This is a genomic window from Nitrospirales bacterium (assembly GCA_031315865.1).
In the GTDB taxonomy this organism is placed as follows: Bacteria; Nitrospirota; Nitrospiria; order Nitrospirales; family UBA8639; genus JAGQKC01.
The window spans coordinates 3675342-3694163 of record JALDRJ010000002.1 but is presented as its reverse complement, the minus strand read 5'-3'; the positions used below and the strand labels follow the sequence as shown (position 1 = coordinate 3694163).

Genomic DNA, 18822 nt, shown 5'->3' with positions numbered 1-18822 from the left:
TTAAAGTAAGATCTCAGTCTCGAGAATTTCTTTGACGCAGAGTGCGATACATCCCAACCCTCCAGTGATTTCCATACGATCGGTGGCACAGCTGCGATTCATGATGTGTGCCCGCAAGGCAGACAGATGGGGAGTCAGGTCGATAGTATCTAACATGTACGCGATTAAATCTCCATTGTCACCTACGGTCAGGACCATGAGGCGGTGACGATCGTCATCCTCCAATATGGCTGATTGAGGTGGAGGGCCAACGATCGGTTTGGCAATGGGAATGTCCGGGATGTGTAGTGTGGAGACAAGCAGGGACTTGGGTGGATGGATGGCTTTACGGCTGAGTCGAATATTTAACGACACATTGGTTGATTCCCCGGAGATCGAACCTGCCTCACCCTCATGTCCATACGAAGGCGTCCACATGAGTGACATCCCACATAGACAGCAGATCGTCATACACCAGATGAGCATGATGTTTTCACGTCTGTCATGTTTCCTCAAAGAAGGCGGGGAAAATGAATCTTTCATCGTAGGCAATAGGGTACGGTACTTGATTAAGTCGTTCAAAGACTGGAGTTTTTCCAGAAAGCGTTGAAAGGCTTCTATTGATTTAATTGTAGTGAAGGCATTTCAAGAGTGTCTAGGAGGGACATGCGAATGTGTGAATGGAAGGAGCCGTCCTACAGTTTTCAAAAGGGGCAAATTGACTTTTTGATGACCCGACTTTATGATCAATTGCTTAGCGTTGGCCCCTACTTTCCCCAAAACTCTCAAGGCTGTCAATAAGTTGGATCGCTGTCGTGGATGAACTCGTGTCGAGATGGCCATAGCACGTGTGGATTCGTGGGTCGTCATGGATATAGAAGATATCGTTGATGTGAAGAAGGAGTAATGTCGATGAAAGTGATTCTTAAAGAGGATGTGGACGGTCTTGGTTATCTTGGAGATCTCCTGACTGTGGCTGATGGCTATGCCAGAAACTATCTTATCCCCCGAAAAAAAGCTATCCTTGCAAATCCGAGGAATATCAAAGCGTTCGAGCATCTCAAACGAGTCGCCACTCATCAATTGAAGAAAGAACTTCAAGGGCTAGGTGAACTTGGGAAACGTATTGCCAGCGTGTCGATGACGTTCGAGGTTCAGACGGGTAAAGACGACAAGCTCTTCGGATCCGTCACGTCAAAAGATATCGGAGAACGGTTGTCGCAAGAAGGCATCGAGATCGATCGGCGGAAGATTTCCCTGGCGCAGCCGATTAAAGAGCTGGGGACGTACGCTGTGCCGGTGAAATTACATCGAGAGGTTGTTCCTGAAGTATCGGTCACGGTCGTGAAGAAAGGCGGTGAAGAGCCGGTTCAGGATGAGATTGATTTAGCAGAGGATAGTCCCCAATCTGAGTCCGAGTAGGGAGGCAGTTTGTGCGATTTCCAGTCGGAACCTTCAAGGCGATTCAAGAGACTGATCCAGAGGTGTACGCGGCCATTCGCGCCGAAGAGAAACGCCAGCGGGAAAAGCTTGTATTGATCGCTTCAGAGAACTATGCCAGCCCAGCGGTCTTGGGGGCGCAGGGCTCTGTGATGACCAATAAATACGCCGAAGGATATCCCGGTCGTCGGTATTATGGCGGTTGCCAATATGTGGATACGGTCGAGGAATTGGCGATTGCCCGCGCGAAACAATTGTTCGGGTGTGAGCATGTCAACGTGCAGCCGCATTCAGGATCGACCGCCAATATGGCAGCGTATCTGTCTGTGCTGAAGCCTGGAGATGTGATCTTGGGCATGAGCCTCGCGCATGGTGGACATTTAACGCACGGGCATAAAGTGAATTTCTCCGGAAAACTCTTTCAGTCCTACGCGTATGGTGTGGATCGTGAAACCGGTCGTATCAACTATGACGAAGTGGAACGAATAGCCAGTGAATGTAAACCCCGGATGCTGGTGGTTGGGGCGAGCGCGTACTCTCGAATCTTGGATTTTCCACGGTTTCGGGATATTGCCAATCGAGTCGGGGCGTATCTCATGGTTGATATCGCGCATATCGCAGGGTTAATCGCCGCCGGCCTTCACCCTAACCCCGTACCGTACGCGGATTTTGTGACGACGACGACGCACAAAACGTTGCGCGGTCCTCGCGCCGGCATGATCATGTGCAAGGCCGAACATGCCAAGGCGGTCGATAAAATCGTATTTCCAGGGTTGCAAGGCGGTCCACTCATGCATGTCATTGCTGCAAAAGCCGTGGCATTTCAAGAGGCATTGGCTCCTGAATTCAAGGTCTATCAGCGACAAGTCATCGCAAATGCCAAGATGTTGGCTCAAGAATTCCTGGATCGGGGTTACCGAGTCGTCTCTGATGGTACGGATAACCACTTGTTCTTGCTCAACCTGACCTCCAAGAATGTGACGGGTAAAGAAGCCGAGGCTGCGCTCGATGCAGCGGGAATCGTGGTGAATAAAAATGCCATCCCATACGATGAGCAGCCACCAGCTGTGGCGAGTGGCATTCGGATTGGGACGCCTGTCGTCTCGACTCGTGGGATGGGCCAAGGTGAAATGCAGGAAATCGTGGCCTTGATGGATCGAGTCATCCTTCGTCCTGACGATAAAAAAGCGCAGCGCGAAGTGAAAAAAGAAGTCAAATTCCTATCCGCTCGCTTTCCGATGTTTTATTCCTATCAATCTGCCTAACGGACTCAGTAGGCAACAGGATCATCCCGGGTGAAGTGCCCATTCTGTGACCAACTCGATGACAAAGTGATTGATTCTCGAACGGCTCGAGAAGGAGAAATCATTCGCCGTCGCCGAGAATGTATTTCCTGCCGCCGCCGGTACACGACCTATGAACGTATCGAGGAAAGTATGCCGATGGTCGTCAAAAAAGATAACCGTCGCGAACCATTTGACCGCACCAAAATCCTGTCCGGGCTCAAAAAGGCCTGCGAAAAAAGGCCTGTAAGTATTAGCGCGCTAGGGGCATCGGTGGATCGCATTGAAAAACGGATTCAAGACAAAGGCGAGACAGAAATTCCGAGCCGTGATGTCGGCGAGGAAGTGATTCGTGAGCTTCGCGATCTTGATCCTGTCGCCTACGTCCGGTTCGCGTCGGTGTACAGAGAGTTTAAAGATATCGACCAATTCATGGATACGATCAGGGTATTGGCTCAGGAAAAACAAGTCTCGTAATCCGGGTCCTGGAGAGTTCTTCCGGGACGAGAGGGTTTGTCTATACGACGCAACGCATAGGTTTTCAGGACGAACATCTTCTCGAATGTGTTGAGTCCTTCTGTCCTTCCAGAAAGAGTAAACCGCCCGCATGGCCCGCCCACTAACCAAAGCCAAATCGCCCCGATCACCGCGAGTGTCCCGTCGCTCTAACGCGACCGTGGAGGTGACGCGAGTAGCCATCATCGGTGGTGGAAAAGGGGGAACGGCCTTAATTGAAATTTTTGCGGATGATCCGCTCGTCCGTGTCGTCGGGCTTGCCGAGAAACGCGCCAGCACACGTGGCGTCCAATTGGCCCAACGTCTCAAAATCCCGGTCACGAAAAATTATCAAGATTTTCTCGATCGTCAGGATATCGACCTGGTGATCGATGTGACTGGCAACCCTGACGTGGAAAAAGCCTTATTCAAGATCCATGATTCCCATCTCGCGATTATTGGAGGGGCCAGTGCAAAGTTCATGTGGCAATTGGTCGAAGCCCGAATACGCGCGTCGACTGAAATTGAAACCACGCTGAGGCGGTATCAGTCGTTGTTCCAGCTTTACGTCAAGGAAGAATCCGAAGGCGCCGTGAACGATGAGCGAACCCGAATCGCCTGTGAAATTCACGATGGGCTGGTCCAAACGCTTGTCGGGTCCAATTTAAAGCTCGAACGTTGCCGGGATCTGGTCAGAACAGACCCCAGCAAATGTCTGACGATGCTGAATCAGACCAACAGTCAACTCAAGAGTGCGATTCAAGAGGCACGGCAGGTGGTGTATAATCTTCGCCCTGGACACTATGACACGCTCGATCTGGTATCCGCCCTGTCGAATTATATGAAGTCCTTTGAATCGGAGCATAAAATTCGTACGGTGTTTACCGCGACAGGTGATGAAATTCATTTTGACCCCAAAACCAAGGTATTCGTCTTTCGAATGGTCCAAGAAGCTTTGCAAAATGTCGCCAAACATGCGCAGGCCTCTCGAGTGAGGGTGGAAGTTCTTGCGCAAAATGGTGTACTCTCAACGACCGTCACCGATAACGGGAACGGTTTTGACGTGGAAATGGAATCAAAAAATCCTGCCAAATGGGATCATTTTGGTTTGCAGGGAATGATGGAACGCGCTCGTATGCTGGCTGGGAAAGTTCATTGGGAGTCACAGCCTGGCGAGGGGACGAGCGTCACGATCCGTATTCCGATCGTATCATAAGGAGAAGTTTTCGCATGGCTAAAAAAACCCGTGTCTTAATCACTGATGATCATCGGGTGGTCCGGGAAGGATTGTGTGCGATCCTCGAAACCAAAGACGACATTGAAATTGTGGGTGAGGCGCGTGATGGGGGAGAGGCCGTGGAAAAAACCCGTGTGCTTCTGCCCGACGTGATTCTGATGGATGTGAGTATGCCGGGGATGACCGGAGTCGAGGCGACCAGGATTATTAAACGGGAATTTCCTCATATCGGCGTGATTGCGCTGACGATGTATGAAGAACAGCAATATATTTTCGACCTTGTTCGGGCTGGGGCGACCGGGTATTTACTGAAAGACAGTGATTCGGCGCAAATAGTTGCGGCCATCCGCACGATTTCTCGAGGGGAGTCACTCATTCATCCCTCCGTCGCCAGTAAAATCCTTGCGGAGTTCTCACTTCTTGCGGAAGGAAAAGGGCGGAAGCGTGGAGTGCTCGAGCATGACCTCACGGACCGGGAGATTACCGTGCTCCGTCTCGTGGCGGATGGAAAGACGAACAAAGAGATCGCGAATGTGCTGGACCTCAGCGAAAAAACCGTGAAAAATCACGTCAGAAATATCTTCCATAAGCTCCACGTCTATGATCGCACGCAGGCCGCAATTCTGGCCATCCGCAAAGGGATCATTGAACTTGAACCCCGGCAGTCCTAGTCCGCCACGCACGCGGAACCTGCTTGATGAATTCGCTCGCCGTCGAGAATCGACGTATCGGCCATGAGCGAGGACGCACCGGAAACGGTCTGTGCGGAACTCATCAGGAAGATGCAGAGTCTTCAGCTTTCGACCGTAAACCCTGAAGGTCTGCCTGATCTGAGTTATACGCCCTACCTCCATCGTCCCCCGAATCATTTTTACATTTTTGTCAGTCAATTAGCGGCGCATACCCGGCACATGCTCGGGAACCCAACCGTTTCGATCATGGTGATCGCTGATGAGCACACGAGCCGCCAGATTTTTGCGCGGACCAGGGTGATGTATCAGTGTGAGGCGATTCCGGTATCGCCGGATGCTTCGAACTATACAGTAGTGCTGGACGGCTATCAGCAACGACACGGCAAGACGGTCGCGTTATTGCGGCAATTGCCGGACTTTCTCTTATTCCATTTACGACCGGTCAGTGGCCGGTTCGTGATGGGGTTTGGAAAAGCGTATCTATTGACGGGAGAGGACTTGTCCGTGTTCGAACCAGTCCGTTCAGGGTAGGTCAGTGTCAAGGCGTCTCGCGAAAAGGCTGTCTCTCCTTGATTGAGGTTAGGCGGGAGCCTGTATCGTGGAAAGCGGCAGCCGAAGGATAAATGTCGCTCCATGCCTTTCCCCATCGCTGATGGCCTGAAGAGAGCCCCCACAGTTTTTCGCAGCCAGGGCGCTGCTATGCAGTCCGATGCCATGGCCTTGTTTCTTGGTCGTGAAGCCTTGGGCAAAGATACGAGTCAAATTTTCTGCCTTGATCCCTATCCCAGTATCCTGGACTTCGATCTGAAAGTGATCTGTCAGGTCATCACAATATCGCAGTCGGAGCGTGAGGCGGTGGGGGATGTTTTGTATCGCGAGCATGGCATGTTTGGCGTTACGGATAAGATTGACCAGGATTTGCAAGACTTGATGCTTGTCAAGCATGATCTGCGGAAGGTGGGCATAGTCCCGGACGATCGCGATATGATGATGGACGAGCTCCCCGTGACTGATCATCAACGCTTGCTCAATCAGTTCTTCGGCCCGGACCGGTTCCTGCAGACCGCCGGGTTTGGCGATGTCTTGTTGGGCTTTGATGACATGTTTGACATGATCTACTTGAGAAACCAGAGCATCGACTTCCTGAATGGCACGGTTAAACCGTATGGAAAGGTCGGTTCCCAGTCCTTGTAGATACTGGGGAATCAGCTTGCCTTTGGCATCGTCGGTCAGATATGGCCCAAGCTGATCATGGTGGGCATTCAAGAGTTCCGCGACTTTCCCGAGTTCTCCGACATGTGCTTGCCGTAGTGACTGGGCGATGATGCCCGAGGAAACATTGATGCTATTCAAGACATTTCCTACGTTGTGAAGAACATTGATCGCGATTTCCGCCATGCCGAGCTGCCGGGATGTCTCCAGAAGTTGCGTTTGGAGCTCCTGCCTTTCGAGATCGGCCCGCTTGCGCTCGAGTGCGTGGAGAATGACGCGATTTAAGATAACGGAAGCCGTCTCGCCTTTGACCACATAGTCCGCGGCTCCAAGTTTGATGGCTTTGAAGTCGAGTTCTTGATCCTTCGCGCCGGTCATCATGATGATGGGCACTTGACAACCATACTGCAGGGTCTCCCTCAAAAACTCGATGCCGGTTCGCGCTTCGAGTCGGTAATCCAACAGACAGACATCATGTTGATTCTGCAGGATGACGTCGAGGGCTTCATCGTATGATGAGATCCAGTCCACGTGGAACGTGGAGCCTTCTATGGAGGATAATAGGGATTTTGCGATGAGCGCGTCGTCTTCGTCGTCTTCGATTAAGAGCACACGCAAGGCTTGAGTGGAGTCGTGGCTTTGTGAGGAACGTGAGGCTTTTTCACGGTCCGGTATGACCGAAAGGAGTGACATGGCCTTAGTACGCGTTCGTCAAGCGCACATGTGGGTGGTCCAAAGCGGCCCGAACGGTCGCCAGTAGCTCATCAAAGTCGAATGGCTTTTCGAAGAAGGCGATCGCTCCCAGATTGATCGCACGTTGTTGAAGATCGGGTTGTTTGCTCGCTGTGAGGAAAATAATAGGAATGTGACTCGTTTTGCTGGAATTTTTTAATCGCTCGGCGAGTGTGAGCCCATTGCCTCCAGGCATGTTGATGTCTAACAAGATCAGATCGGGATCTTGTTCCATGGTTTTTTGCATGGCCATGATGGCGTCGTAGGCAGCGAGGACTTCATAGCCTTTTGCGTTGAGCCGGACGGAAATGGCTTTCACGATTCGTTCGTCGTCTTCAGCGAGTAATATTTTCTTCTGCATGCTTCACTCTCTTTCGCTTAAATCGTCATGACGTGGGTTGAGACGTGTGACGAAGGGTAAAGGAAAATGTGCTGCCTACCCCCGGTGTGCTGGTCACCGACAGCGTGCCGCCATGAAGCTTCACGAGCTCCCGCGCGATAAAAAGTCCAAGGCCTAGTCCGGCCACCGACGGTGATGAGTCATCACGAATTTGATAGAGGCGACCAAAAATGCGGCTCAATTGATCTGCTTCAATGCCCTGTCCAGTGTCCGTGACCGTAATGGTCAGGAAGGACGGGTTGGCGGTCTCTTCTGATGCGGCAATGGTCACGAAGCCTCCGGATGGCGTGAATTTAATGGCATTGCTGAGCAAGTTATTCAGGACCTGTCGAATGCGCTGCGGGTCCATGAAGACGGCGGACAGGTTTGGAGAGACAGCGCAGTCGAGCGTGACGCCTTTATGGTGGGCGATGGGGCCGAATGATGTCACGACCTGATGGATGAGGTCATCGACCGGGGCAGACTCCAAGGTCACGCTTAATTTCCCGGTTTCCAGACGTGTGATATCGAATAAATCGTTGATGTTCTGTTTCAACGAGTCGAAACAACCGTCGATGATCTGTAAGTACTCGCGTTGGTCGGCATTGATGGGGCCGGAAATTTCTTCGAGGAGAATATCCACGAACTCGCTGGCAGCCGTGAGTGGCGTTTTGAGCTCGTGTGCCAGCACATGGTAGAAGCGTTCGATTTCTTCGCTGCGCATCTTGAGATCGTCATTAGCTTGTTGCAACTCACGATGCCGCTCGTCCAGGTGGCATCGTAAACGGAATTTTTCGACTGCATGGGAAATCGCTCGCTCTAGGCTTTCCGAGGACATGGATCCTTTGGGGAGATAGTCGGCTGCTCCTGACCGCATGGCTTCGAGGACGACCGATTCGTTCCCGTGGCCGGTGAGCATAATCACCGGGGCATGTCGCGTTTCCCCTTGGATTGCGTGAAGGAGGTCCAGCCCGGAGTGCATGCCAAGGTGATAATCGACCAGGTCGACATCATGGCGATTGGCTTGAATCATTTCTAGCCCGCGGTCGTAGGATGAGACCCAATCCATCTCAAAACGCGTCCCGGGAATATTGGAGAGTAGCGCCCGCGTCATAGCGGCATCGTCCTCGTCATCTTCCACGAGGAGGACGCGCAGCGTATCTGGAGCTTCAGCGGCAGACATGAATGGTGACCTTGTTTCTTGTTCTCTCTACGGTCATCGGAGAAATCTTTTATTGCCTTATCGGTTGATGACCAATGTCTTGTGAGAGTGAGAAGGGAATCTTGGGTGACAACTGCTGGACACCCATGAGCCAGAAGCGTGAGAGCCGAGCCGGAGGGGGTGCATGAGTGGCAACCGGGCGAACCTCTGTCTGCACAACCGTTCTCAAAGGTCCCTTGGCTTTGCGTCCCACCCTTACGGATGGTTTGCCCTTTTCACGATGTTGATTCTCTGATCGGTCTTCGGAGCGTACAACTTTATGGCTGGCCCATCGTCCGGCGCAGAAAGGGCAGGCGTGTTGAAGAGAAGCGTTCATTGGGACTATTCACTGGACGTGATCTGATGGTTCCTGTCAGTTTCTCGATCCTAGCTACTGGCAGGCGCCGCGCCTTTAGGAAAAAGGATGATAAGCCGAGAGGGTTAATAGCATGAAACTCGATACTGGCAGGCGTGCCAGCAACACGTAAAGGCCCGGCATCATAAGCAACGGTCTTCATGGATATGCGAGATCCATCAAGAATTACCCTTTTAATCACTCTATTCTCATGACTTCCCAAGCGATGACGACTTCTTCTTTGACCGTCCTGCTTATCGACGACAGCGCAGAGGCACGAGAGGTGTTCTGTCACTATCTACGGAAGAATCAACACCCGGTCTTTCAGGTGCTCGAGGCTGATTCCGGAACGAAAGGCTGGGAATTGTTCCTGGCTGAGCATCCGGATTGCGTCTTGCTCGATTATCAGCTTCCCGATGCGGATGGGTTGGAATGGATGACGAAATTGATTCATGAACAGCGTGACCGAAACATTCCGGTCCTGCTTCTGACAAATCATGGCAATGAATCGATCGTAAGAAATGCGCTCAAGAGCGGAGCCGCAGATTACCTCGTGAAAAAAAAGACGACGGCAGACGACCTCATCCGCGCAGTCGTCCTCGCGGTCGAGAAGTCGGTGTTAATACGGCAGGCAGAAGAGCAGCGACTCGAAATCGAACGATCGCAGAAGGAGTTGGCGCAATTTTCCCACCGGGCTTCGCATGACTTACAGGCTCCAATCAGACGAATCATTAATTACCTGGAAATCATGGAGAAGGATCTCAAAGGGCATATACCCGAACAGGTTGCGGATTATCTCAGTCGCTCCCTTAAGAATGCCTATCATATGCGGCAACTCATTACGAATCTTTTAGCGTATTCCTTGGTCGGTGGCGGGCAGCAACCATTGCTTCCCGTGAATTTGTCTGAGACCGTTCACGAGGTGCTTGGAGAATTGGAGGATGTCGTTCAGGAGGCTCAGGCCAACATCACGATCGCGCTTCTGCCAGAGATTCTGGGGAATCAGGGGTTGCTTCAGCAATTGTTCCGCAATCTCATCAGCAACGCCATCCGCTTTCGTCGCGCCGAACCTCCGCAAATCGACGTCGCGGTCGATGAACAGGATGGATACTGGCATCTACAAGTTCGTGACAATGGAGTCGGAATCCCGCTGAAATATCTGACGACGATATTCACGGTGTTTGAACGAATAGACCATACGAACATCCCAAAGGGCACGGGTATTGGTCTGGCCCTTTGTCAAAAAATCGTCGAATTTCATGGCGGAAAAATCTGGGTGAATTCCGTTGAAGGCCAGGGAAGTACATTCAGCGTGACATTTCCGAAGATTGACTCTCCTCAAACAGACCGGCCATCGGCTGCCGTTCAGATCACAGCCGTTTAATCCTACGAAGACATCGCCGTGAGCCCTTGTTTCTTGCGCTTCATGCTGGGCACGAGAAAGAACTTGCGGCATTCGCGAGCCCAGGGTACTCCATCATCTTGGAGGGATGGCTATCTGGTTGGCTTGGGAGGCAGCTTCACGATCGTGAACCAAAAGTCCTCAAGCGTGTGAACGACGCTGCGAAACGCTTCGAGTCCGATGGGTTTGGTGATGTAGCTGTTCGCTCCCATGTCATACGCGCGCCGTACGTCGGGGTCTTCACTGGAGGTGGTGAGGATCGTAACTGGGAGGGTTCTGAGCGTGGCGTTGGATTTGATCGTTTCGAGTACCTCCCATCCATTTTTTTTGGGCAAATTCAGGTCCAGGATAATCAAGTCTGGCAACATTTTGTCGCCATAGGGCGCCTCACGATGAAGATACTTAATGGCGTCCTCTCCATTCTTCACGATGTCTAACTGTATCACGAGCTTCGAAGCGTGAAGCGCTTCCTCAGTCAAATAGATATCTTCGTCGTCATCTTCAACTAACAGTATCGATATCGGTCGGGGTGACATAAGGCATTCCTTTTCTCTTGCGTTGATCGCGGACCTTGCGTTCGGAGATTGGTGATTCCTGTGGGATCGGACCGAGGTCGCGAAGGTTTATGGCAGCCGGTCAAGGGAGCTTCACGATTGAAAACCAAAAGTGGTCGATAGCGTTGACGACTTTTGAAAACTGTTCCAATCCCACGGGTTTTGTGATATAGCAATTGGCCCCCAGCTCATACGTTCTCAGTACGTCTTCATCCTGGTCGGATGTGGTGAGGATGATCACCGGGATCAACCGTAAGCTTTCATCATTTTGCAGATCTGCGAGAACTTCGCGCCCGTTTTTTCTGGGGAGATTCAGGTCGAGCAGAATCAGGTCCGGACGAGGTCTGTCCTGGTAGGGAGGCGCTTTCTTCAAGTAGCTCATGGCCTCGGCTCCATTCTCGACGACTTGAAGGTCAAGGGCGACTTTTGACTTTGACAATGCGACCTTCGTCAGCTCGACATCTTCTTCATCATCTTCAACCATGAGAACATGAATCGGATTGGACTGGTCGAGCATCGATTTCTCCTTAGATAACGAATGCTAGTTCTTGCGAGAATGTTGCGGACAACGAAGAGCGAGAGCAGCGTAAACGGGTATCTATCTAAACATCTTATCCCATGCCCTCAAAACTGTCTAGCTAGGCTGAAAGCTCTTGAGATGAACTGGTGTTGTGCGCGATTGAAGAGGACGATTTCGAGCGATCGGGGAGGGTGAAAAAAAAGGTCGAACCTTGGTGAGGCGTCGATTCCACCCAGATATCACCGCCGTGTAACTCCACGATTTTTTTGCATATGGCCAGTCCGATCCCTGTTCCTGTGTATTCTTGCTTCGTGTGGAGCCGTTGAAAGATCACGAAGATCCGTTCGACATACTGAGGGTCGATGCCAATGCCATTGTCTCGAACGGAGAAGAGCCAATGGGTCAACTTGCGCTCCGCCGACACGCCGATTACAGGAGGCGCGTCGGTTCGATATTTCACCCCGTTACCGATGAGATTCTGGAACAACTGTTCCATCTGAGTTCGATTGGCCACGACGACGGGCAGTGTGCCGACCGTGATAGTTCCCTTGGCTTCAATGATTCGTTGATCTAAATTTTCGAGGACGGTCTTGAGCACGTCACGAAGATCCACGGATTCGACCTTGAGTGCGCCGCGTGCGACCCGGGAATACGCGAGGAGATCTTGCACGAGCGTTTGCATGCGAAGGGCCCCATCCACGATCGTCTTCAAGTATTTTTCAGCCTCCTGTGGCAGGTGACCCTTGGCGCGGAGGGCCAGGAGTTCCGAGAAGTTTCGGATTTTTCGAAGGGGTTCCTGAAGGTCATGCGAGGCCACATAGGCAAACTGTTCCAGTTCTGCGTTCGAACGCCGGAGATTATCGATGTACTGCGTCAACGTGTGTTCCTGAAGTTTCTCGATGGTGATATCCCAGTTGACGCCGATCATACGAATCGCCTCTCCGGCTTGATTGCGTTGGACCGTCGCAAAGGCCCGAATATGGTGAATGGATTGATCGGGCCAGATGATGCGAAATTCGCAATTGAACGTGGCGTCCCCTGCCAGGGCCGCTTGGAGTTGGCCATGGGCCCGGTCGTGATCGTCGGGATGCAGGGCATTGGTCCAGGCTTCGTACGCGCCGGCAAAGGTGTTGCGGGTGACTCCATAGAGCTCGTACATCCGTTCGTCCCAGGTGAGCACGTTGCGCGTGACGTCCCAGTCCCAGACCCCGATTTCGGCGGATTGCGTGGCTAATTGAAGACGTTCCGTGACTTCTTCTAGTTGCGCTTCGAATTGCTTGCGTTCGTGAATATCCACGACCATCGCAAACAGCCCATGAACGACGCCCTGGACATCTCGATCCGGAACGTAGGTGGCTTGGACCCAGCGCAGATGCCCGTTGGCATGTGGAATTTGCAACTCGAATGACGTGAGTTCGCCATTCAGGGCCCGATCCATCTTAGGGCGTATGATGTTCGTGTAGACTTCGGAGGTCAGCAACTCCTGGACATGTTTGCCCTTGAGGTAATCATCTGTGATATTGAACCATTTCAGGTATCGTTTATTGGCGAATCGATAGTGATGGTGCCGGTCGAACGAGGCGACCAGGGCTGGAACATTATCGAGGATGAGTGTGCGTTCCAAATTCTTCTCGGCGATCATTCTTTTGGCTTCCAGCTCTTCGGTGATGTCCCGGAACACCACGACCGCTCCGGTTAGTCGCTTGTGTTCGTCCAGGTTCGGGCTACTCGTGTATGACACGGGAAAGTGTGATCCATCTTTCCGCCACAGGTACTCATCCGACCGGTGTTGAGCCGTGCCTTCGGTGAAGGCGGTATACATGGGACAGGATTCCTGAAGATAAGGCGACCCATCGGGTTTGGTATGATGAACCAGCGTGTGCATCGGTTTTCCGATGAGCTCTTCTGGTTGATAGCCTAACATGCGCGCGGCAGCCTGGTTGACGAACGTGGCATTGCCTTCGAGGTCCAACCCCCAAATGCCTTCTCCCGCCGATTCAAGAATATGCCGATTCTGTTGCAGCAAATCTTGAAGCGCTATTTCCGCCTGATGCTGCTCTTCAATATCGATATTGCAGCCGACCCAACGGTCGATCGCTCCCCGGTCGTCCATTAAGGGATTGGCCAAAGCCAGAAACCACCGGTAGCTGCCGTCATGGCATCGGATACGGAATTTCACCATCAAGTGGGACCCGTTCTTCACGGCTTCTTGCCAGGTGCGATTCACGCGTTCTCGATCATCGGGGTGGAGTTGTTCTAACCATCCATACCCCAGCTGCTCGTCCGCGGATTTGCCGGTGTACGCCAGCCAGCGTTCGTTCAAAAAGTCACATTCACCGGTCGGGCGACAGGTCCACATCAAGAGCAGGTTGGATTGAATCAAGTCTCTGTAACGGGCTTCTGCGAGTTTTTGATCACTGATATCGACGACCGAAGTTAAAATTAAGGTCTCCGCATCAGTCTTCAGTGAGGTAATGCCTATGACGACCGAAAACTCGGAACCGTCTTTTCGCAGCGCATACAGTTCGCGCCCCTTGCCCATCCGGCGTGGACTGGGCTCGGCAAAAAAATCGGCACGATGAGTAGGATGTTCGGAACGGAAACGTTTGGGAAGAAGCATTTCTACCGACTGGCCTAACAACTCTTCTTCTTCGTACCCAAATTTTTGAGTCAGTAAAGCGTTGGTCAGGACGATGGTGCCAGCTTCATTGGTCATGAGAAGGCCAGTCGGGGCGGTGTTTATGATTGAGAGTAGCTCATGCTCTTTCCGACTCATGAAACGAGCAAGCCAGATCATCGCTACGCAGATTAAAGAGAGAACCGCAACCGATAGAAAACCAATATTCGTTATGAGCGTATTAAGGAGAATGAGTGAAGGGTCGGACGAATCATGCAGGCCGAGGATCATGTATCTAGTCTTCTTGTCTGGAAATGGAAGCCTTTTAAGTTCGAACACATGATCATTGACGGTACTGGATAAGATGGCGGGGAGTTGAGGAGTCATTCTGGATGTCAGCCATGTTTTGAATTGAGGGAAATCCTGTTGCATTGTGTAGGATTGGCCAAACTCGAACAGAAAGTTCTTTTTAGGGTCCGGATTCATGAGGTATTCACCGGTTTGGTTTGTGAGGTACAACGTTTGTTTCGCGCGCACCATGCCGCGCATCTGGGAAAACAATTCGTTCATGTTGTAGTTAATGATGAATATTCCCAGAATCTCGCCGGAAGATGTATGAATTGGGGTGGCGACCCTCAAAGTCGGTATATGGGGAACGCTGATTCTCCCATTCTCACGATTTAAGTCGATCGGAGAATAGTAGAGTGTTCCTGGAGGTTGACGTATCGTTTCCTGCATATACGACCGGTGCCATTTTTTTTGTAAACTGGATTCTCCGACTCTCCAAACAGCGCCTTGTTGGCGATCGACCCGAACGAGCTCTTTCCCATCATTTTCGATGCCGATCAATCGAATTTGAAGATAGTTGTTTCTGACTTTCATGAATGCCGTAAACATCATGGCTACCTGGTTCTTCCAATCGGATGCCGTCTCTTTCGTTGGTGGATTGCTCTCTCCGGTCTTTCGTGCGTGAACAATGGCTTGAATGGGAAGCGTTTGGGAAAGAAAGCGGACATCTTCTCCAATGAGGTTGATTTGGTTGCCCCAAAGCCCTTCCAGTCTCTCAATGCTGTGTCGAACCTCATTGGCGGACGCGTCAGTCAGTGCGGCGAAATAACTTTGTCTCGTTTGGTGAAGGACAACTAACGTCGCGCCCAGGAGTATCCCAGAGAGCATCCATGTGATTTTGTTGCGAAGCGTACTGCGAAAGGGATTTAAGGTTGAGCGTTTAGGTGTAGTTTGTGCGTATTCAGTCTTCAACATAGTACCTGCAAGGGGAAATGACAGCTACAGTACTGAGCGCTGGTGGGAATCGAGGATGAACCGAACCTTTTGAATGAGCGCGTCGATCTGATAGGGTTTTTGAATGAACTCGTACGGCGAAATGCCTTGGAATCGTTTAGCCGCATCGTCTTCGCTGTATCCGCTCATGAGAAGGATGGGAATATCTGGGTCGTACTCGCGAATCTTGTGGAAGAACTGTTCGCCGTTCATGCCGGGCATCGTCAGGTCCAGTAAGATGAGCGTGATCTCGCCTCGATACCGGTTGTACATTTGAAGGCCGGCCTCTCCATGATTCGCGGTGATGACGGTGAAGCCGATTTCTTCGAGGATGAGTTGCGTCGCTTCCCGGACATCCTCTTCATCATCGACGACGAGGATCGTCCCTGATCCTTTCCAATGGAAATCCTGCGATTCTGCCGGTGCCGGTTCTGTCGATTCCGGGACCAAGGAGGGGAAAAAGAGTCGAAAATGCGTGCCTTCTCCGGCTTGACTCGTCACGGCGACAGCTCCATTGAGTGAACGAACGATGCCGAGTAAGGCCGCAAGACCTAAGCCTCGCCCGGTAAATTTCGTCGAGAAAAAAGGATCAAAAATTTTTGGAATGGTGTCTTTGTCTATGCCTGACCCGGTGTCTTGGATGTTGATAAATACGCTCAGGGAGGTCGGAATGTCGCCCGCGACATACCATTCCTGGAGGTGATTCATCTGGGCTTTCTCGGTTCCCGTCGAGATGTGCACGCTGCCCTGGGTATCGCCGATCGCTTCAGAGGCGTTGATGAGGATACTCAATAACAATTGTTGGAGTTGCGAATGATCGGCTTGCATGCGGGGAATGTGGGGATCCAACTCGTAGGTCAGCGAGATGTGTTTCGGCAGCGATGTCCGGAGCAAGTGCATCATGTCCTTGATGAGTTGCGAGATGTCCAAGGGTTGAATGCAGGCTTTCCCCTTTCCAGCATAGGTCAACATCTGATTCGCTAATTCTCCTCCGCGGAGCCCGGAGTCCTTGATATGTTCCAAGTGTTGACTCGCAGGAGAGTTTTCACCGAGCAGTCGAAGGGCCAGCCCCGCCCGGGCCACGATGGCCATGAGCAAATTATTGAAGTCATGGGCGATCCCGCCTGCCAACATGCCGAGACATTCCAGCTTTTGGGCGTTTTGCATTTTGTTGGCTAATCGACGGCGTTCTTCTTCAGCTTTTCGACGCTCTGTCAGGTCGCGAAGGCAGGCCAGGTAGCTCGTTTGCCCCTTCCAATCGACCGTGACCATTCGCATTTCGACTGGAGTGACGAGGCCATTGGGGCCCAAAAGGTCAATCTCGGTGGTTTGGTCCGCGATGATGGGAAACCCGAACGGCGCGTCGAGCAGTTCTTCGGCGGTTCGATGGAAAAGCCGGCACGCGGCGGCATTGACGAAGCTGATGCGGCTATCATCGGCGATGATGACCATGCCATCGATATTATGCTCCACCAGCGCGCGGAATTCTTGTTCACTGGGCCGGTGATGTGAAGGGTGGGGAGCCATGAAGAATACATGAGCCTCGATGATCGACAACAAGGCGTGTTTTCGTCAATAAGTCAAAGAGAGTCCTAACTCGATTCCTCTTCGAACAAAGCTCCGAGGCGATCGATCTCAGATTGCGGTAAATGTTGCGGATTGCCGCGTAGAATTCCGGTGACATGCCGAAAGGGGCGTCCGATATGGATGCCATAATCGTCAATCGTAAATTCCCGAATTTGTTTATCGTGGTAGGACCCGCGCATTTTGAGCACAGTGAGCCCACGATGCATTTCGCCGAAAAACTCTACATACCGAAGCAGGATAATGGAGTCAGTAATGGTTGAAATATGGTCGGCGGTCACGGTCGAGTTCCCATTCAGTCCATAATTGGCCGTGGAGGTAAACAGGCTGGCGATTTGGTGCGCCTTCACGTGAGAGGTCAGGCCCACCACGAACTCTCGAAACCCCTTGGGGCTCGAAACCCTGTGTAGCGCTGAGAGACTGTCGACTGCTAGGCGTGTGGGTTGGTACTGGTCGATGAGCTTTTTTATCTGGATGAGATGATCCTCGAGATTATTGTGTTCAGGATAGGTGCAGATGACTTTCAGGTAGCCATCACTCTCCATTTCTTCGAAGTTGATACCCCATCCAGACGCATTGCGGACGACTTGATCGCGGCTTTCCTCAAATGCCAGGAGTAAACATCGTTCCTGGCTTTCCGCGCCGGCCCGCATAAAGACATTCGTCAACAACGTTTTGCCGCATCCGGTCGCGCCCGTGATGAGGAGAATGGAGTCGCGAAAGAATCCGCCACCGCACATATTGTCCAGATCCTGATTGCCGGAAGAAATGCGAACGGTCGTGGATTTTTGGGTCAATTCCATCGCGGACAGCGGGAGAATGACGATACCTTCCCCCGACCGGACCGTGAAGGGGTATTCACCCTTTTGATGGTTGGTTCCCCGGAATTTCAGGACCTCGATCGTTCGTCGGCGTTTTTCGTCCTGAAGCGTGTTCCGTAAAATAATGACATTGTCCGCGATAAACTCTTCGACATTGTACCGGCTGATGTGCCCGTATTCATCGACGCGTTCGCTCGTCATCAGGGCCGTGACATTGAGCAGTTTCAGCGCCGCCGCAATCCGGAGAAGCTCGCTGCGGACGAGGTGCGTATCTGGAAATCGACCGAGAATCGACCCGATCGAGTCCAATGACACGCGCTTCGCGCCAACCTTGCCGATCGCATGTTCAATGCGGGCCAGGAGGGCGCCCATGTCGAACTGGCCGGATATGACCGTATGTCCGTTCAGCGTTGGACTGGCATCCACGAAACACCATTTTTCCTCCTCTTCCCATTCCTGAATGTTCCAGCCGAATCCGACTAAATTTTTACGAATATCGTCTGGGGTTTCTTCAAACGTCACAAACACGCCATGGTGATCAAATTGCTGAATGCCTTCCGCAAGAAATTGCGCGGCCAGGACGGTTTTGGCGCTTCCCGCCGTGCCAGAGACTAAGACCGTTCGGTTCCGCGGCAGGCCTCCATACGTAATGAGATCGAACCCCGGGATGCCAGTCGGGTCTTTGGCAATTTCAGTACATCCTGTTGGAATCATGCCACGTGGCCTCCTTTTTCATGTGACAACACTGGGATGGAAGATGAAACAAGGTCTAAGCCCATGAGTACTTTTTCGCGTTCCGAGAGATCGCCGATGACTCGACGAATAGGAGGGGGTAATTCTTTGACGACCGTGGGCGTCGCGAGGATCCGTTCGTCTTCCGCGAGTTGAGGATTCTCCAGAACGTCAATGATTTCAATCTCATAGTCCTCGCGAAATTCATCATGACAAATCCTATGCAGGGTCCGGATGGCTTCCTGGCTTTTGACCGAGTGTCCTGTTATGTAGAGTTTCAGGAACGATTTCATAGGTCCTGGCTCC

17 protein-coding genes and 1 riboswitch are annotated in these 18822 nt (G+C 51.9%); of the genes, 7 read left to right on the top strand and 10 right to left on the bottom strand.

The window, feature by feature from the left end; genetic code table 11:
* Complete coding sequence (locus tag MRJ96_16720; GenBank protein ID MDR4503089.1) at window positions 1-417, bottom strand: hypothetical protein; 417 nt, start codon at window positions 415-417, stop codon at window positions 1-3.
* A 474-nt stretch (window positions 418-891) separates the two neighbouring features.
* Between MRJ96_16720 and rplI the strand changes: the two genes are divergently transcribed.
* From rplI to MRJ96_16690, 6 genes are all read left to right on the top strand, one after another.
* Window positions 892-1401 carry a 50S ribosomal protein L9 gene (rplI, locus tag MRJ96_16715; protein ID MDR4503088.1) on the top strand — a complete coding sequence of 170 codons (510 nt, stop codon included), beginning with the start codon at window positions 892-894 and terminating at the stop codon, window positions 1399-1401.
* A gap of 11 nt (window positions 1402-1412) precedes the next feature.
* Entirely contained in the window at window positions 1413-2684 is a 1272-nt protein-coding gene (locus tag MRJ96_16710) for a serine hydroxymethyltransferase (protein ID MDR4503087.1), read from the top strand.
* A 30-nt stretch (window positions 2685-2714) separates the two neighbouring features.
* Window positions 2715-3179 carry a transcriptional regulator NrdR gene (gene nrdR / locus MRJ96_16705; protein ID MDR4503086.1) on the top strand — a complete coding sequence of 155 codons (465 nt, stop codon included), beginning with the start codon at window positions 2715-2717 and terminating at the stop codon, window positions 3177-3179.
* A gap of 130 nt (window positions 3180-3309) precedes the next feature.
* Entirely contained in the window at window positions 3310-4413 is a 1104-nt protein-coding gene (locus MRJ96_16700; GenBank protein MDR4503085.1) for a histidine kinase, read from the top strand.
* A gap of 14 nt (window positions 4414-4427) precedes the next feature.
* A complete protein-coding gene (locus MRJ96_16695) occupies window positions 4428-5105 on the top strand; it encodes a response regulator transcription factor (protein ID MDR4503084.1) in 678 nt (225 codons plus the stop codon).
* A 63-nt stretch (window positions 5106-5168) separates the two neighbouring features.
* Window positions 5169-5657, top strand: a complete 489-nt coding sequence (locus MRJ96_16690; GenBank protein ID MDR4503083.1) for a pyridoxamine 5'-phosphate oxidase family protein — start codon at window positions 5169-5171, stop codon at window positions 5655-5657.
* A gap of 48 nt (window positions 5658-5705) precedes the next feature.
* Here the strand turns inward: MRJ96_16690 and MRJ96_16685 are convergent, their stop codons facing one another.
* Genes MRJ96_16685 through MRJ96_16675 form a run of 3 tightly spaced genes read right to left on the bottom strand, consistent with a single transcriptional unit; the run spans window position 5706 to window position 8632 of the window.
* Window positions 5706-7031 (bottom strand): response regulator, encoded by a 1326-nt coding sequence (locus MRJ96_16685; protein MDR4503082.1) that lies wholly within the window; start codon window positions 7029-7031, stop codon window positions 5706-5708.
* A 4-nt stretch (window positions 7032-7035) separates the two neighbouring features.
* Window positions 7036-7431, bottom strand: coding sequence for a response regulator transcription factor (locus tag MRJ96_16680; protein ID MDR4503081.1), 396 nt, complete (start codon window positions 7429-7431; stop codon window positions 7036-7038).
* Between the two features lie 25 nt (window positions 7432-7456).
* Window positions 7457-8632 (bottom strand): hybrid sensor histidine kinase/response regulator, encoded by a 1176-nt coding sequence (locus tag MRJ96_16675; GenBank protein MDR4503080.1) that lies wholly within the window; start codon window positions 8630-8632, stop codon window positions 7457-7459.
* A 166-nt stretch (window positions 8633-8798) separates the two neighbouring features.
* A riboswitch (cyclic di-GMP riboswitch) is annotated at window positions 8799-8892 on the bottom strand.
* A 339-nt stretch (window positions 8893-9231) separates the two neighbouring features.
* On the opposite strand from MRJ96_16675, the gene MRJ96_16670 reads away from it, so the two are divergent.
* Window positions 9232-10389 (top strand): ATP-binding protein, encoded by a 1158-nt coding sequence (locus tag MRJ96_16670; protein MDR4503079.1) that lies wholly within the window; start codon window positions 9232-9234, stop codon window positions 10387-10389.
* A gap of 110 nt (window positions 10390-10499) precedes the next feature.
* Here MRJ96_16670 and MRJ96_16665 read toward each other — a convergent pair whose 3' ends face one another.
* From MRJ96_16665 to kaiB, 6 genes are all read right to left on the bottom strand, one after another.
* Complete coding sequence (locus MRJ96_16665; GenBank protein MDR4503078.1) at window positions 10500-10943, bottom strand: response regulator; 444 nt, start codon at window positions 10941-10943, stop codon at window positions 10500-10502.
* 100 nt (window positions 10944-11043) lie between these two features.
* Window positions 11044-11478 carry a response regulator gene (locus MRJ96_16660; protein MDR4503077.1) on the bottom strand — a complete coding sequence of 145 codons (435 nt, stop codon included), beginning with the start codon at window positions 11476-11478 and terminating at the stop codon, window positions 11044-11046.
* Between the two features lie 121 nt (window positions 11479-11599).
* On the bottom strand, window positions 11600-15361 hold the full coding sequence (locus MRJ96_16655) for a PAS domain S-box protein (protein ID MDR4503076.1): 3762 nt from the start codon (window positions 15359-15361) through the stop codon (window positions 11600-11602).
* A 24-nt stretch (window positions 15362-15385) separates the two neighbouring features.
* Complete coding sequence (locus MRJ96_16650; GenBank protein ID MDR4503075.1) at window positions 15386-16906, bottom strand: response regulator; 1521 nt, start codon at window positions 16904-16906, stop codon at window positions 15386-15388.
* A 65-nt stretch (window positions 16907-16971) separates the two neighbouring features.
* Window positions 16972-18498 (bottom strand): circadian clock protein KaiC, encoded by a 1527-nt coding sequence (kaiC, locus tag MRJ96_16645; GenBank protein ID MDR4503074.1) that lies wholly within the window; start codon window positions 18496-18498, stop codon window positions 16972-16974.
* Window positions 18495-18809, bottom strand: coding sequence for a circadian clock protein KaiB (gene kaiB / locus MRJ96_16640; GenBank protein MDR4503073.1), 315 nt, complete (start codon window positions 18807-18809; stop codon window positions 18495-18497). Before kaiB ends, kaiC begins: the two co-directional genes overlap by 4 nt.
* Window positions 18810-18822 lie beyond the last annotated feature (13 nt).